Consider the following 13,507-nt stretch of genomic DNA (forward strand, 5'->3'; position numbering starts at 1 on the left):
GTTGGTCGCCTAACCAAGCTTCAACAGCAGGCGAGGGCACGGGGCCAGGAGCTCCGGCAAAACATTGGTGTCAAGAATAATCACGCGCCAAAATCCGGAGCGTCACGAATCGGGTCGCGTGCAGGTACCTTGAGCTCTACGCCCCCGAGGGGTTCGATACGCGCGCGAATGGCACGCGCCAGATTGGTTGGCCGCTGGCCGGCGGTGGATAGCGCAGCGCGAAGAATGTCGCGTGCTTCGTCTTCCATCGATCGACCGCGCGAGGCGGCGCGCAACCTCAGACGCTGTTTAAGTGCATCGTCGAGATTTCGGATCGTCATGCTGGCCATTGGCACCTCTCATTCATCATTGATTGCAAGCTAGTCATTGATTGCGTGAATTTCAACGGTAGCTAAGCGGCACTCCCGGATACTCTGGGCGCAGACAGAGCGCACCAGCGACCGCGGAGTTGGAGTCTTTTCAGTTAGATGCTGGAAAACAGTAGCCACAACCCCAAGCTCTGATGTCCGCTGTCTGGCAGCGCGCCCGCTTATTCCACTCACCCCGCTTCTCTGCGCTTTGCGAGAATCCAATCGACCGCGGCGGAAATATCGCGCAGTGTCGCCGTCGGTGCAGGCTCGAAACGGCCTTAACCGATCCTCAAGGCCCCAGCGACGTCCGTTTCCGCATCGTCGCCGATCATCACGGCCTCTCCTTCCGTGCAGTTGATGGTGGCGAGTGCCGAGCGGAAGAATGCCGGAGCCGGCTTCCCAAGGACAATGGCGTCTCTCTGGCTTGCGAATTCCAGTGCAGCGACGAACGCTCCCGCGTCAAGGCTGAGTTTTCCGTCGGAATCCCTGAACGTCCGATTGGCTGCGAGAGCGAGCAATTCGGCTCCGTCGACCAGCTCTCGAAATGCCGCATTCAGCGCTTCGTAGTCGAATGCGTCTCCCGCGTCGCCAACAACGATCGCCTTCCCGCGACTGCCTTCCAGGCCTTGGAATTCCTGAATTAGATCGGGGTGTACCAGAAGATGTGGCGATCGCTCGTGCTTGCGAAGCCAATTGCGCGCCGCCTGCGCCGGAGTGAAGAGTTCGTCGCTCGTAACCGAAAAACTAAGCCTGGCGAGCCGGTCGAGTACGGTTTGCTTGTTTGAGCGGGTGGTGTTGCTCACAAAGCAAACGAGGAGACCGGCCTCGTGCAGGCGCGCCACTGCTTCAGTCGCGCCAGGCACGGTATCTTCGCCATCATAGATGACGCCGGCGAGATCCAAGAGCACACCTTTGATCATCACATCACGATGACACGGAGAGGCAATGGGTCAAGCTCTTCCGACATAGCGGGTTGCAATCTCCCGGAGGATCGGATGCGGGATCTAATCGACCATCACCTGTGTGCGGTGTCATCAGTGGATCATCCCGAATCGGTCACTATCGATACGGGGAACCTATCGATAGTGATAGGCGGCTCCAACAATCATAACGAGTGAGGAACTCTAATTTTGAGATAGAGTTCGTGTAAAAAATCATTTACCATGATTTCAATGGCTTACGATCTCGCGAAAATCAGCATGACAGCCTTGCTGGAGCCGGCATTTCGCGCCGGTGTCGAATTGGCGCGTCTGGACGAGCGGATCGCCCGTTCGCCGGTCGGGCTGGGATGGATCGAGCGCACCCATTTTGCTGACGCCTGCGCCTCACTGTGGATCGACGGCGAACTCGTCCACCTCGAAGACCTCGTCCTCCACGACGCCACGAAGGATATTCGCACACCCACCCATGAGCTGACAATCGCCCGCGACGTCCTTCGCACCCGCCGGCGCATCGCCGCCCAACTCCCCGGCTGGGCGCTGTCCGCCGACGGCGCCCGCACTCTCAGAAAAACCGCGGAGATCACGTCGGCCGCCGCTGACGACGCGGAGCCGGCAGCTGCCAGCCGGCGCCCGGTCGCGACAGATCCGGAAGGGGAGGCAGAGGATGGTGATGACGTCGAAAATCTCCCCGGTCTCGACTATGCCGCCATCGATGCGGTGCTCGCTCGATCGGAGGCAGCGATCGAGAACGCAACCCGTTCCGGCCATGGCGGCGCGGCGGAAAAGGATCCGCTGGTCTATGATCTCGACTGGGACGAGGATGCGCGGCTTAACGAATGGCGCGGCATGTTGCGGCAAGCCGAAAACTTGCCGGCAGTGCTGCAGGCGATCATCGCCCTCGACGCCTGGAACGAGATTTTGGTCCTGCAACATGTCCCCTGGCTCGGCCGACTGCTTTGCGCCTCGATCTTGCGGCAGGCCGGTATCACCACCGGCGCCCATCTGGCCGCCATCAATCTCGGCCTCAAAACCATTCCGGTCGATCGGCGCCGGCATCGTGATCGGGAGACGCGGTTGCTCGCTATCGCCCACGGCCTGATCGCGGCCGCCGAGCTCGGTCTGAAAGAGCATGACCGGCTCGCGTTGGCGCGCTCGATGTTCGAGCGAAAGCTGGACGGACGCCGGACCTCATCCAGGCTGCCAGAGCTGGTCGAGCTGGTGATGGCGAAGCCACTGGTGTCGGCCAGCATGGTGGCGAAGGCGCTCGAGGTGACGCCGCAGGCGGCGCGGCGGATCGTTGGGGAGCTCGGGCTCAGAGAGATGACGGGGAGGGGGAGGTTTCGAGCTTGGGGGGTTATGTAAGTCTTTCCAGGTGCCCGCTAGAGCAGATGCCGCGATCTGGCGTCGGTTCTATCGCAGCCGACGTTTTAGCGAACGAGTGGATATCCGCCAAAGCCAGCTTACTTGTTCCTCGAGCCACCCCCACAAGCCGCTTCGCGCAACTACCCAAAGCAAGGCTAGTCCCCCGCACCAATACGGGAGGCTGGTTACAGTAGCATCAAAATAGGCCTTGCCCCAGTCATTCAAGGCGCTTCCGATCGCACCAAGCAGGATAACTCCTATCATGTAGAAGAGGAGACCTGGAGTGTTGGCTTGAAAACTAGCAAATGCTGTGAAGTCCTCAATTGGTTCATCTTTCGAACCTTCTCGCCAGTGGTAGATCATCAGACGTGATAGAAGCCGCTCTTCTTCGATAGCGTCCCGGGCGGCAATCTCTCGTCCGCGTAAGTAAGAGGCCCAAAGCTTGGCCTCAAGCCTGCGAACCTTCCGAAGGGGCGCGTGCTGCGTAACAAGGGCATGGCCAAGTTCGCGTATCAGAAAATAATGGACACGGACAATCTTGAACGCGTTGGCGGATGCCCGCTTGGCGATGGAAGGCGGGAAGCTCCGCTGTTCATTTAACCTGAGCTCAGTCAGCTCCAGACGCTGTGACGAGCTCACAAACACCTTTTCCTGTCCGACGATCTCTTGTGTGAAAAGAGATCTCGACTTGCCTGTTAGATGCAGCCGCAGCCGAACGTACTGTGGCCCAGTGCCAGAGGCCCGCAGCCGTTTGCAAAACGCTTCGGTGAACGTGATCGTAGAGCCAGGCCCTTTCAGACCGTCTTCTACTGGCGTAAGCGTCAGATCGTCGGCGAGGTTCACTTTATGAACTGTCACGAACGGCTCGCCGTTGTTCGTGGTCTCGTATCCTAGGTCAGTCTTGCTCCCCACCTCGACAACCATATTGAACACGGCATCGAGCGTCTGCCCATACGCCATTACATCACTCAGGTCTTGAACCTGTTCGAGCTGAAGCTCTGTCGGAAAATACAGGTAAATCCGCCTGAGCAACTCGGTGTTCGATAACCGGAGGCCAATATCCAGGAAATTGGTCTTAGATGGGTTGTCCCGCCAGAGATTGAAATGAATTTCAAGGTTTGGCCGTTGTGGCTCGACTTCGTTCGGCCGCGAAGCATTGCCACTCAACTCTGGCTCATACCAAATCGCCAACGTACCGTTCATTGCGCATCAAACCTTTTAGGCCGCGGGGCTGAGTGGAACGGCGAGCGGCCTACCAAGCTCATCGTCGATGTACATGTAGGATTGGGGAGGGGTGAAGTTGTCAATAAACTCACTTGGATCTAGAGGGATGTCGTAGCGACGGACATCTCCAACGGCGAGCGCGAAGCTACGCGTCCGCCCGAAAAAGTATTCGTCGAAGAAGGTTCTCGAAATTCCTGAATAGTCGCACGTCAACGCCCAGAGCTCATCCGGCGTCTCGCAAAGAATTTGATCAACGTCAAACTCCCCGATAATTTGCCCAATAGGCATAGTTGCATAGACTACTACGGTTTTCACATCCTTGGATCGATATACATTTTTGCGAAACTCGAAGCGCTTGGTGCCTTCAAAGATTTTCTCCGCAAACTCTGGCTTAATTGACAATAAGACTTTCATCGACCTTACCCAAATCTAGGATGTTTGAGAATTCAGCATCGCTGAGCGCCCGAAGGTCCCATTTGGGCTGAGGGGCGATGCCTACAACATCCAGTAGCGCGCCGCGAGTCGGCCGCTTCGCGAAAGCGGCGTTGTAAGTCATTTTTGCAATGTACAGGGGTTTTCCGTCAGCGTAGCGCTCGCGGAGCTGTTGTTCGTTGAATACGCTGTGGTCCTTCGCAAAAGCGACGAATGCATCTGCGTCCTTGAAATGTTTGCGGGAATAGGTCTCCTCGACAACGCATACTGACGTTGCTACGGACCTATAGTAGGCCTTCCCTTGAATGTCGGTTGTTCGGTAAAGAACGACTAGATCGCCACGTTTCATGCGGTTGAGGGAAAGCCCAGCGATATAGACCTTGTGGATCGAGTTGGCGTGAGGAACGTCTGCTACTGATTCCGGGTCTTCGGTCTTGAGTATCGAGTCCGGAAGCAAATCGGTATGGAATTCGGGTTTGATGGCCAGCAGCCATTTCGATCGTCCCGACGTCTGGATCAGAGGGTAATCTTTGACGATGTCGTTAGTCAGTTTTTCAAACGATCGCAGTAGGACGAGCTCTTCACCGTTGGGGGTGATTTTGACGCCCTTCTGTTCGAAGCCATAGCGCTTGAACAAATTGATAAGAGAGATGTGTGTATCGAACACAGTTACGTATACTTCTGACACGCCTTCGAGAGTCGCGTGATCGAAAATACGTTTGACGATCCTTTCGCCAAGCTTCGTGCCCTTGGCATTTACCTTTAGTGTACCGACTTTGAGCCTGCGTTTTGAAGGCAGTGGGGGCTGAACGTCTGTAATTTCTTCGGTCTCGACCTTGATGTATAGGAACCCCCGAATCCCCTTTCCGCCATCAACATCAATGACGTACACTGGCTCAAGAGCCTTCTTCTTGAACCAAGCTGAAAATTCCTGATACTGCGCCTTCAAGCTGTCGAAGAACTCGTCGTTCAAATCCACGTCTTTGAACTTTGTCGGGCGTAGTGTCTGCCCCATGCGCCTTCCCCCGAATCGTACGCAACGGAGCATAACAGCGCAGCAGATAAAGCAATACATCAATGCAATTTGAAGTAGCGGAAAAGTCAAGCAAACCTGCCTCGAGTCCTCAGGCATGACCCGGAGCATGAATATTCCTTGCAAGGAATGATTCGCCAGGTTAGCAAGTAAGTTGTTACGGAGTGGCATTGCATGGGTAAACTGGCGGGCAAAATCATCGAAGCTTCGGCGGCTAAGGAGTCGCGTGACCAGCATGCCGCAGGTGTCGACTTGCGGCGCCTTCGGCTTTTGTCCGGATTGACGCAAGCCGAGATGGCCGTACGGATGAATATCCAGCAGGCGGCCGTCTCGAAGCTGGAAAAAGGCGGCGAAGTATATTTGTCGACGGTCCAACGTTATGTCGAGGCACTCGGCGCCTCGCTTCGTGTCGACGCTGTCTTTCCTGCCGACGCGCGTCTCGTCTTACGAGTTAAAGAGGCGTTTGATGCCGAGTATGGGCATGATGACCAGCTTGTTTTCCCACTCATGGCGGATGAACCGTTTCGCGCCCAGCGTGACGTCGTCCTTTCCATTAGGCCGCAATATTCCGACAAAATTCTCGAAGGGCTCAAGACCGTGGAACTCCGTCGACGATTTCCGGTGTCGGCCCCGGGAGGAACGGTAGCCTATATTTACTCAACTTCACCCGTGAGAGCCATGGTGGGAGTCGCGGAGATTAAGGACGTCCTCAAACTCCCCGTGCAACAGATCTGGGCCGAGTTCGAAGATACTGCCTTTATAGGGCGCAACGACTTTGAAAGCTATTTCCAAGGCTTGGAGTTCGGATATGCGCTGCTGTTTGAGGATGTAAAGCCGTTCACCCGACCCGTACCCCTTACAGAGCTGCGTGAAAAATTTGGTTTTGAGCCCCCTCAGTCGTTTTTGTACGCGAGCAGGGATCTCCGAAAGGCCCTGAGACATGAGGCAACAGTCGTATCTCATTGATACGAACATTCTGATCGGTCTTGAAGATTACCGCGCTGTCGAAGCCGCATACGCCAAATTTTCAAGCCTCACTGCCGCTCATAAGATCACGGTCTTCGTCCACGAAGCAGCCCGTGACGACATCTCCCGCGACAAGAATGCGGAACGTCGCCGAATTTCCCTTAGCAAAATCTCGAAATATCAGACCTTCGGCAAGCAACGCGGTTTGAGCGACGCGGATCTTGAAGTCGAATTCGGCCCCTTGAGGCGGCCGAACGACTTGGTCGACGCAACCCTCCTGCACGCACTCAAGAGCGATGCTGTCGATTTCCTCGTGACGCAGGACAAAGGCCTTCACGAACGCGCATTCAAACATTCGGCAGAGCTCGGCGACGCGTTCTGTTCGTCGGCGACGCGGTTGATCTGCTCACCCAGACTTACGAGCCGAGGCAGGTCCCAATCAGACACGTCGCCGAGGTGGAGGCGCATATGATCAACCACAAGGACGAATTCTTCGACAGCCTTCGCGAAGGATATCCAGAGTTTGATGAATGGTGGCGGGAAAAGTGCGTTCGCGAGCACAGGCCTTGCTGGGTCGTTTATGACAACGACGAACTTGCGGGTCTGATTGTACGAAAGGACGAAAAGGCGATCGAAACGGATGCGGTGACCAAAGCCTCCAAGATTCTGAAGGTTTGCACTTTCAAGGTGGCGCCAGACAAGCGTGGCGTCAAACTCGGCGAGCTGCTTTTGAAACAGGTTCTCTGGTACGCCCAGCGAAATGGGTACGACCTTGCGTATCTGACGACCTATGAAAGCCAGGCGACGCTGATGAACCTTCTGGAGTTCTATGGCTTCTCACATGCCGGCACGAGAGACAATGGAGAGCTCATTTACGAGCGTGCATTCGCGTCGTCTAAACTCATTGATGATCCGTCAATCAGTGTCTTTGACGCGGCACGGAAAAACTACCCTCGCTTTCTTGTAACAGATCAAGTTAGAGGCTTCGGTGTCCCGATCCAAGAGGACTATCACGACACCCTGTACCCTGATCTATGGAAACCCAAGCAGCCGGACTTATTCGTCGGTGCGTCGCGGGCCGACCGTCCGGCGCGGCCAGGCAACACCATCCGGAAAGTCTACTTATGTCGAGCACCATCAAAGCTCGGCGATGCCGGTTCCTTATTGTTCTTCTACAAAAGTGCCTCAAAGGAGCAGCCCTCCCAAGCCATGACAACGCTCGGAATATTGGAGAGCGTCAGCTACGCAAACTCGACACGAGAGCTGATGAAATTGACGGGCGGGCGCTCTGTTTACAGCGAGGAACAACTAGAGCAGTGGAATGCAACGAAGGATAGGCCGGTTAAAGTGATCAACTATCTCCTAGCGGCCTATATTGAACCGGTAATCGGTCTCGACGAATTAAGAGATCTTGGTGTTGTGAACGGTAACCCGCAGCAGACGATCTACAAACTTAAGCCCCACATCCTCCGGCAACTTCTCGATCGCGCCAATCTGGAGTTTGAGGTTTGACACAGCAGGGGTTTGCGTTCGCCGGCATCCCACGGGCCGGGTGGTCGTCTGGCGCGTTTGCGAAAACGCCCGCCGCGGCGCTCGATTCAATCGCGACAAGAGAAATATGTCGGGCACGGCTAACGATCGCCTACGAGCTTATCCCCAAAAACACTGCCCAGCCAACGGCCAATTTCCGAGTAGTGGACGACACCTGCGTTCGCTGAGTATGTTCTGTTCCGGAAATTCTTCGGCACGGTCTTGTTTGTGACAATCAGCATTCTCTCTTCCGAGGCGTGATGAGAGCGCGCAGCTCGCGCGAGATGTCTCGTATCGGTGACTAAAATGACTCGGACTGTGTTTGTCCCGCGCTGCATCGTCATTCCGCTTTCGGCCAATGCGACATGCCACCACCCATAACCCGCAAAAAGATCGATGCAGAACTCCCTGAAATCGCTCGGTTTGCCTGAAGATAGCGCGACATCAATGCCAAAGCCGACCAGCGTCGCGCCCAGTCCAGACCCTGAAAGTTGAACAAATTCGACATTGTAATGCCGCGCCCCGAGCTCGATGACGCGCGAGGCCGGAATAGGCGAGTTTTTCATGGACCACATAACGCGAATGCAGTCGGCACTTTCCAGCAATACATCTTCGCAAAGCATGTTGAAAATCAGTCGCTTGATGTTGTCTTCAAGGCTGAAGTCGTTGTTATATCTCCATATACCAATCATGCCTAATGCGTTTCTATTGCGGAGGCTTTGAAGAAAAGTATCCTTGCTACCGCTTCGAACGACGCTTCCAACTAGCGCCTGTAACGCACACGAAAGAGTACGGGATGCCGTATGCATTCCCCCCATCCCGTTCATGGGAGTTCCTGTTTGGCGTAGTCTGTGGGCCGCGATTATCCAGACCATATCCGCTTCGGACAATGTCGAGAAGATCTTAGGAGTGGTTGCCGTGCTGGTGCGGGGCGTACCGTAGCTCATCGGTCTGATATTTATGGCGTGCCGATACAGAAATTGCTCACTGAGCGCAAGCGCACGATTAGCGTGCTCGGCGTCCTCGATATTGCTGCCGTGGATCCGAACAATAAGTTCCGGCTGCGACGGGTTTGCCCATTCGGCGTCGCCCGAAGCGTAGGTTTCAGTTCCTCCCCGGTTTAAGTGCCTGCTGCTTCTAAAAGGTCTGGTTGTAAGTGCGTGACCGGCCACCCCACCTGTTCCGACAAGCTGCCATACGAGATGCTTTGGAACGGCGAGAGCGGGTGTGAACGGCACAAACCGTAAGCGATTAATACCGAACGCTTCCGCAAGTGGACGAAACTTAGAGAGAGGAGTTTCCTCGGATACAAGCTCTTTAGGACCGTGAATCGCGATCGTTTCGCCTAACGTGAGGACCAGCAATTGGTTTAACTTTTCCCGGGCGGCCCCTCTGGGCCTATAATGACTTGCCACGTCCTCTTTGATGGCGGGTAACAGGACCGATACATCCCGCCAAGACGCGGCGCTTGTCTCCGAGGTTGACGCTAGATGCGCGAACGCACGCTCAAGCACCCAAGGGAAATGTTCCTGGCATTCACAGAAGGCAGCCATCTCAGCGGCGACAAGCGGAACCTTCTCCAACTCTCCACTTTTCAAGGCGTTGATGCCATATTCAACTAGCTGTGACCTAGTGCCGGCGATGAGACGGCCCTGTTCGGTTCTGAACGCCCATATGGCTTGCTCGCCTTCGCCGACATAAATTTCCAAGTCGCCAACCGAGATCGCGTGTCTGGTGCTTAGCCAGCTTGGCTGAAAACAGCCAACCGTGCCATCCTGATCGATTTTCTGTACGATATCTGAGTTCGCTCCACGACGACTGCGGAAAATCGGAAGCTCGAATCCCACTGCTCCGTCGGTAGAAGGTAGGGTGCATTCTAAGATCGCCATATCAGCCAATTATGTCTTCGAGCATTCCATTCTTTGCATAGTAATGCATGCATCGATCGGTAATCGTTGATGTGTACTCGCTCGGTCTGAGCCTTCCTTGAACATCGTAGGGCAGCATTTCGATGTTTAGGCGCCGAAGCTCCTTGCCGATCGAGGAGTCTACAAAAGTAGATGGGACGACTACGGCTTCAACCCAGTGAGCGATGGCCACCGGCTCTGCGAGCTGGACTTCGATACCCGATCCACGGCTGTCCATCGCATTGCTGTCTCTCGCATCGATGAGGGCGGAGTAGCTTTTGGCTTCGAACTGACCTGCGTCAAATTTTACCGGAGATGTCGGTTGTGCCTGTAAGTAGCTGCGGGCGGTTCCGAAGAATGTCGCGATGACACGGCCTGGTGTGTCCAGATCGGGTTCCAGAGCGAAGTCGCCAAGCATCATCTTCCGATGCAGATATGAGCGGTAGAAGTCGTTGACGAACGCTCCCGTGTCGAAGGGGAAGACCCGGCGGACTTCTCCGAAGAACGATCGTTTGAAAATAAGGCAAACGGGCAGATAGTGATCCATTGTTGTTGCGAACTCAGCCATGTTGGGTCTGAAGGATGGCCGACCATAAAACGTATAGAGCAACGCTTCCCCGGTGAAGACATTGCAATCCTGTGGTTCAAGGCGCCCCTCTACAAGCGCGTCGCCGAAAAGGTAGCCGTCGGTGCTATGGACCAACGGAAGTCGGGTTTGAGTTGGCGCAGTTTGGGCGACAAGTTTCTTGAGGCGGCCGTTACCTTTATCATGATCGTGCATGCTAACGCACCTGCTCCGCAGTCGGATCCAGCCTTATGACATTGTCGGACGATGCTTCTTCGCTTTTAAGCCATTCGTCGAAACGAGTTCGGGCTGCGTCGGTTAGAATGGAGGCAAACTCAGTTGGGTCACCCGCATAAAGACAATGCCGGATGACCGTGTACGGGTTCATTGTGTCACCCGCTGATTCAAGTTCCGCCTGATAGCGTTTGACCCTGCCAATGTGGCTTTTGAGAAAGTAATTGAACCGTCCGCGAGTGATGCCTTTGCGACGTGATGTGATCTCTTGCGTGAAGCCGTCGACCTTATGTTCCTCAAACGTGAACCGCGGGAAGAAGTGTTGAGCGATTCTAAGGAAACTGAACGCATCAAGCTTAGCAAATCGCGTGGTGCCCTGTGTGGTATGCGCTTGCTTTCCGCCGTCCGCATCCTCACCGGTTGCGTTAGTTTCCTGCTCGATTTCCTGATACATCTGAGCTGTTTGCTCAAGTTCCGCGCGGGTAGCGTCGCGGATGGCTAGGAATTCCCGGTCGGCCAGCTCAAACAACGCCGCCAGGGTGTTGATACGGCGCTTTAGGCTGCTTGGGATCGATTTCTTGTATTTAATCTTGTGATCAATAATGCTCCAAGAGTCCTGCACGACTGTCCGGATTTGAAGCTCGAATGAAAACGGAGCGTAAAGCCGATACTCCGGCAGGGCAGCGCGGTTCTCGTTCAGTTTGAGGTCCAGGTGTAACCCCTTGTACCCAAATGAGCTTTCTGTGCCTTCGACCTGAGCAATCTTGTCTGTGACCTCAAGCACCTCAAACTCATTAAGTACCGCCTGGCGAACTCTCTCGACATCGTCCTCATATAGGACGACCACTCTGATGCCGAGTACGTCAGTGATGTTGTCCTTGATCTCGTATTCCGTTTTCGACTGTTCCAAGGCTGCGCGGTACTTTCGCGTGAACTTGCTGACGCATTCTTCGCGATCTTTGAGTCGGCCATCGACACTTGCAAGAGCAATATCCTGCTGCGACAGAACGAGCGACCTGATAAGTGTTTTAAATGAGCTGACAGCGCCCGTCAGCGTATCCCGGTTCATATCGTAGAAGTCGCGAAATGCCACTTTTTCCGCATCGAAGTCCAAAGATGCCATGAGCCAATGCAATCCCTTGTGAAGCGTATAGCAGACTACCTGACTTGGATGGAAATTCCAGTCGGGGACAACCGCAATTTGCGTAGAGGAACGGCGAAATCCCGCACTGTTTTGCAGCACTCAGGTTGTCAGAAGGATGGGGCGACGGGTTACCTGAGACGAGCTTTTAGAAAAGCCGCTCGCAAGCAGAGATGCGCTGGCGTGCCTCGCCGCCAGACTATCTCTCTGGTATATGCTGCTGAAACAGCGAAAGGTCTTCCAATGCTTCAGCGCCCGGCGATTATCGACGAATTGCAGGTCATTCTCTCTGAATGGGTCGTCGGACTCGAATCCCCAAAGCCGATTGGCGCCTATCTTTTCGGAAGCACAGTCAATGATGGGGGTGTTCGTTTCGATCCGAAGGCCGGAGACCTCGACGTCATCGTCGTCCTGGATTGGGATCGGGTGCCGCCCGGCGAGAGGGTCGAGCAAATTAATGCGCTACGCCAGTCGAAGGAGGAGCTTGAAAGCCGCTTGTTTCGCAAGTTACGCAGGGAGAAGGGGTCCGAGAAGATCGTCAGCCTTGTTCCCGTTACTCCTTTCGAAATCGAACAGGCGGTGCACAAGGACAACGTCAAACACATCCTCACGGATGCGAGGGCGTTTGATCTGCTTGAAAAGTGCGAGATTGCAGGCCTTGACGGAGGCCGGGCCTCTCACCCCTTAAGCGACGCCCATCGATCGGTGCTCGCCTTCTTGCAGAAGAAGCGCGCGGAAGCCCTGTCCGTTTCACCCAATGGCGGAGGAGGCCTCAAGGTCGAACCTCACGACGATCCAGTGCCGAAGGAGCTGATGCGGAACTTCGCCGTCGCGACGGCCGAACCCGGGATACATCAGGATATCTCGGATATCGCCCGCGGTTTACAAGGAATCTCCCGTTTTGCGCAGGACGCTGCCGGCTGGACACCGATGACCAGCGCCTTCGCGCAATGGCTTGGTGTAAAGATGGGAGAGCGAGGGTCCGTCGATCCGGTGATCAGCCCGGATCACTATCTGCTGCTAATCGAGACGGTATACGATCTGGTCCGCGTCCAATATGCGGGAGATTCGGCGATCCGATACGTAGGGCCAGGGCCGATATCAGCTCCACCGAAGCATGCTCCGCCAACACCAGCGCTTCCGTCAACCCACCGACTTGAATCGACCTTTCGAGTCACAAAGGCGGACAAACTTGGCGGAACGAAGACCGACATTCTCCGCGCTGTTCGCGCGGCACGTGCGAACATGAAGGCCCGGGTAAGCAATCCCTTTGAACTGCTGTTCGAAGAGGATGCCAAGGTTTCAACTCTACTCGAGATAGATGACGTCGACTTGGATGCCAGAGCTCACCGACAAAAGGTAAAAGCCTTTGAGCGTCGGACTCTGGTCGCGGCACGCCAGGCGCGCTGGCAACAAGGGGTCGAGCTCATCCTTTGGTACGGAGGAACCTTGTTCCGCGGTGACGAGGAAACAATGGAGGAGGCCTGCGGAATAGGGATCGCCAATTGGTTTGCTGTCGCAGCGACGAACGTCGTTAATCCTGGCGGTATGTTCGAGGCTTTCCACCTCGACCTTTACCCGTCACATGGAATGGCCCTCAGCTTCTCTGGTAAACCCTCCTGGGTAAGGGACGATGGAAGGCCCAGTCCCATGTACAAGCTCGATCCTATGGATCTGGCGAGAGGCTTCGTACCAAATCTTGTCTCGAAATATCTCCACCTCGCTTCACAGTCGGGACGTGCTGACCTTCAAGACTACAAGGACAGCGTCTTCGACATCGCGCGGTGGGATTATGGACTGAAGTGATCGCGCGTCGGCGGTT

General features: G+C 55.2%; 11 protein-coding genes and 1 pseudogene. 4 read left to right on the forward strand and 8 right to left on the reverse strand.

The genetic code is table 11. The annotated features are described in order from the left end of the window. Positions 1-80 precede the first annotated feature (80 nt). Together BKP54_RS32740 and BKP54_RS32745 are read right to left on the reverse strand one after the other, a co-directional pair. Positions 81-329: a plasmid stabilization protein gene (locus BKP54_RS32740; RefSeq protein WP_084815554.1), complete on the reverse strand. Its 249-nt coding sequence runs from the start codon at positions 327-329 to the stop codon at positions 81-83. A gap of 299 nt (positions 330-628) precedes the next feature. Next, positions 629-1,270 (reverse strand): TIGR01458 family HAD-type hydrolase, encoded by a 642-nt coding sequence (locus tag BKP54_RS32745; RefSeq protein ID WP_245317997.1) that lies wholly within the window; start codon positions 1,268-1,270, stop codon positions 629-631. Positions 1,271-1,513: 243 nt separating this feature from the next. Between BKP54_RS32745 and BKP54_RS32750 the strand changes: the two genes are divergently transcribed. Further along, entirely contained in the window at positions 1,514-2,653 is a 1,140-nt protein-coding gene (locus tag BKP54_RS32750; protein ID WP_084815555.1) for an RHE_PE00001 family protein, read from the forward strand. Between the two features lie 48 nt (positions 2,654-2,701). Here BKP54_RS32750 and BKP54_RS32755 read toward each other — a convergent pair whose 3' ends face one another. Genes BKP54_RS32755 through BKP54_RS32765 form a run of 3 tightly spaced genes read right to left on the reverse strand, consistent with a single transcriptional unit; the run spans position 2,702 to position 5,324 of the window. After that, entirely contained in the window at positions 2,702-3,856 is a 1,155-nt protein-coding gene (locus BKP54_RS32755; RefSeq protein ID WP_084815556.1) for a hypothetical protein, read from the reverse strand. A gap of 15 nt (positions 3,857-3,871) precedes the next feature. After that, complete coding sequence (locus BKP54_RS32760) at positions 3,872-4,291, reverse strand: ASCH domain-containing protein (RefSeq protein WP_084815557.1); 420 nt, start codon at positions 4,289-4,291, stop codon at positions 3,872-3,874. Continuing rightward, on the reverse strand, positions 4,269-5,324 hold the full coding sequence (locus tag BKP54_RS32765) for an N-acetyltransferase (protein ID WP_084815574.1): 1,056 nt from the start codon (positions 5,322-5,324) through the stop codon (positions 4,269-4,271). Before BKP54_RS32765 ends, BKP54_RS32760 begins: the two co-directional genes overlap by 23 nt. A gap of 192 nt (positions 5,325-5,516) precedes the next feature. Between BKP54_RS32765 and BKP54_RS32770 the strand changes: the two genes are divergently transcribed. Together BKP54_RS32770 and BKP54_RS32775 are read left to right on the forward strand one after the other, a co-directional pair. Next, the gene (locus BKP54_RS32770; RefSeq protein ID WP_084815558.1) at positions 5,517-6,308 is read left to right on the forward strand and encodes a helix-turn-helix domain-containing protein; all 792 of its coding nucleotides are present in this window, start codon (positions 5,517-5,519) and stop codon (positions 6,306-6,308) included. After that, positions 6,283-7,820 (forward strand): annotated as a pseudogene (locus BKP54_RS32775) (GNAT family N-acetyltransferase). Before BKP54_RS32770 ends, BKP54_RS32775 begins: the two are co-directional and overlap by 26 nt. Positions 7,821-7,939: 119 nt before the next feature. On the opposite strand, the gene BKP54_RS32780 reads toward BKP54_RS32775, so the two are convergent. The 3 genes from BKP54_RS32780 to BKP54_RS32790 are packed head-to-tail and all read right to left on the reverse strand — an operon-like array spanning position 7,940 to position 11,667. Next, positions 7,940-9,736, reverse strand: a complete 1,797-nt coding sequence (locus BKP54_RS32780) for a hypothetical protein (protein WP_128090559.1) — start codon at positions 9,734-9,736, stop codon at positions 7,940-7,942. Continuing rightward, positions 9,729-10,526 (reverse strand): hypothetical protein, encoded by a 798-nt coding sequence (locus tag BKP54_RS32785; RefSeq protein WP_084815560.1) that lies wholly within the window; start codon positions 10,524-10,526, stop codon positions 9,729-9,731. Before BKP54_RS32785 ends, BKP54_RS32780 begins: the two co-directional genes overlap by 8 nt. Position 10,527: 1 nt before the next feature. Continuing rightward, a complete protein-coding gene (locus BKP54_RS32790; protein WP_084815561.1) occupies positions 10,528-11,667 on the reverse strand; it encodes a RelA/SpoT domain-containing protein in 1,140 nt (379 codons plus the stop codon). Positions 11,668-11,928: 261 nt separating this feature from the next. Here BKP54_RS32790 and BKP54_RS32795 point away from each other — a divergent pair, with 261 nt between their 5' ends. Continuing rightward, entirely contained in the window at positions 11,929-13,491 is a 1,563-nt protein-coding gene (locus BKP54_RS32795) for a hypothetical protein (RefSeq protein ID WP_084815562.1), read from the forward strand. Positions 13,492-13,507: the final 16 nt, after the last annotated feature.

The sequence above is a fragment of the Ensifer sp. 1H6 genome (assembly GCF_001976035.1).
Taxonomy (GTDB): Bacteria; Pseudomonadota; Alphaproteobacteria; order Rhizobiales; family Rhizobiaceae; genus Ensifer; species Ensifer canadensis.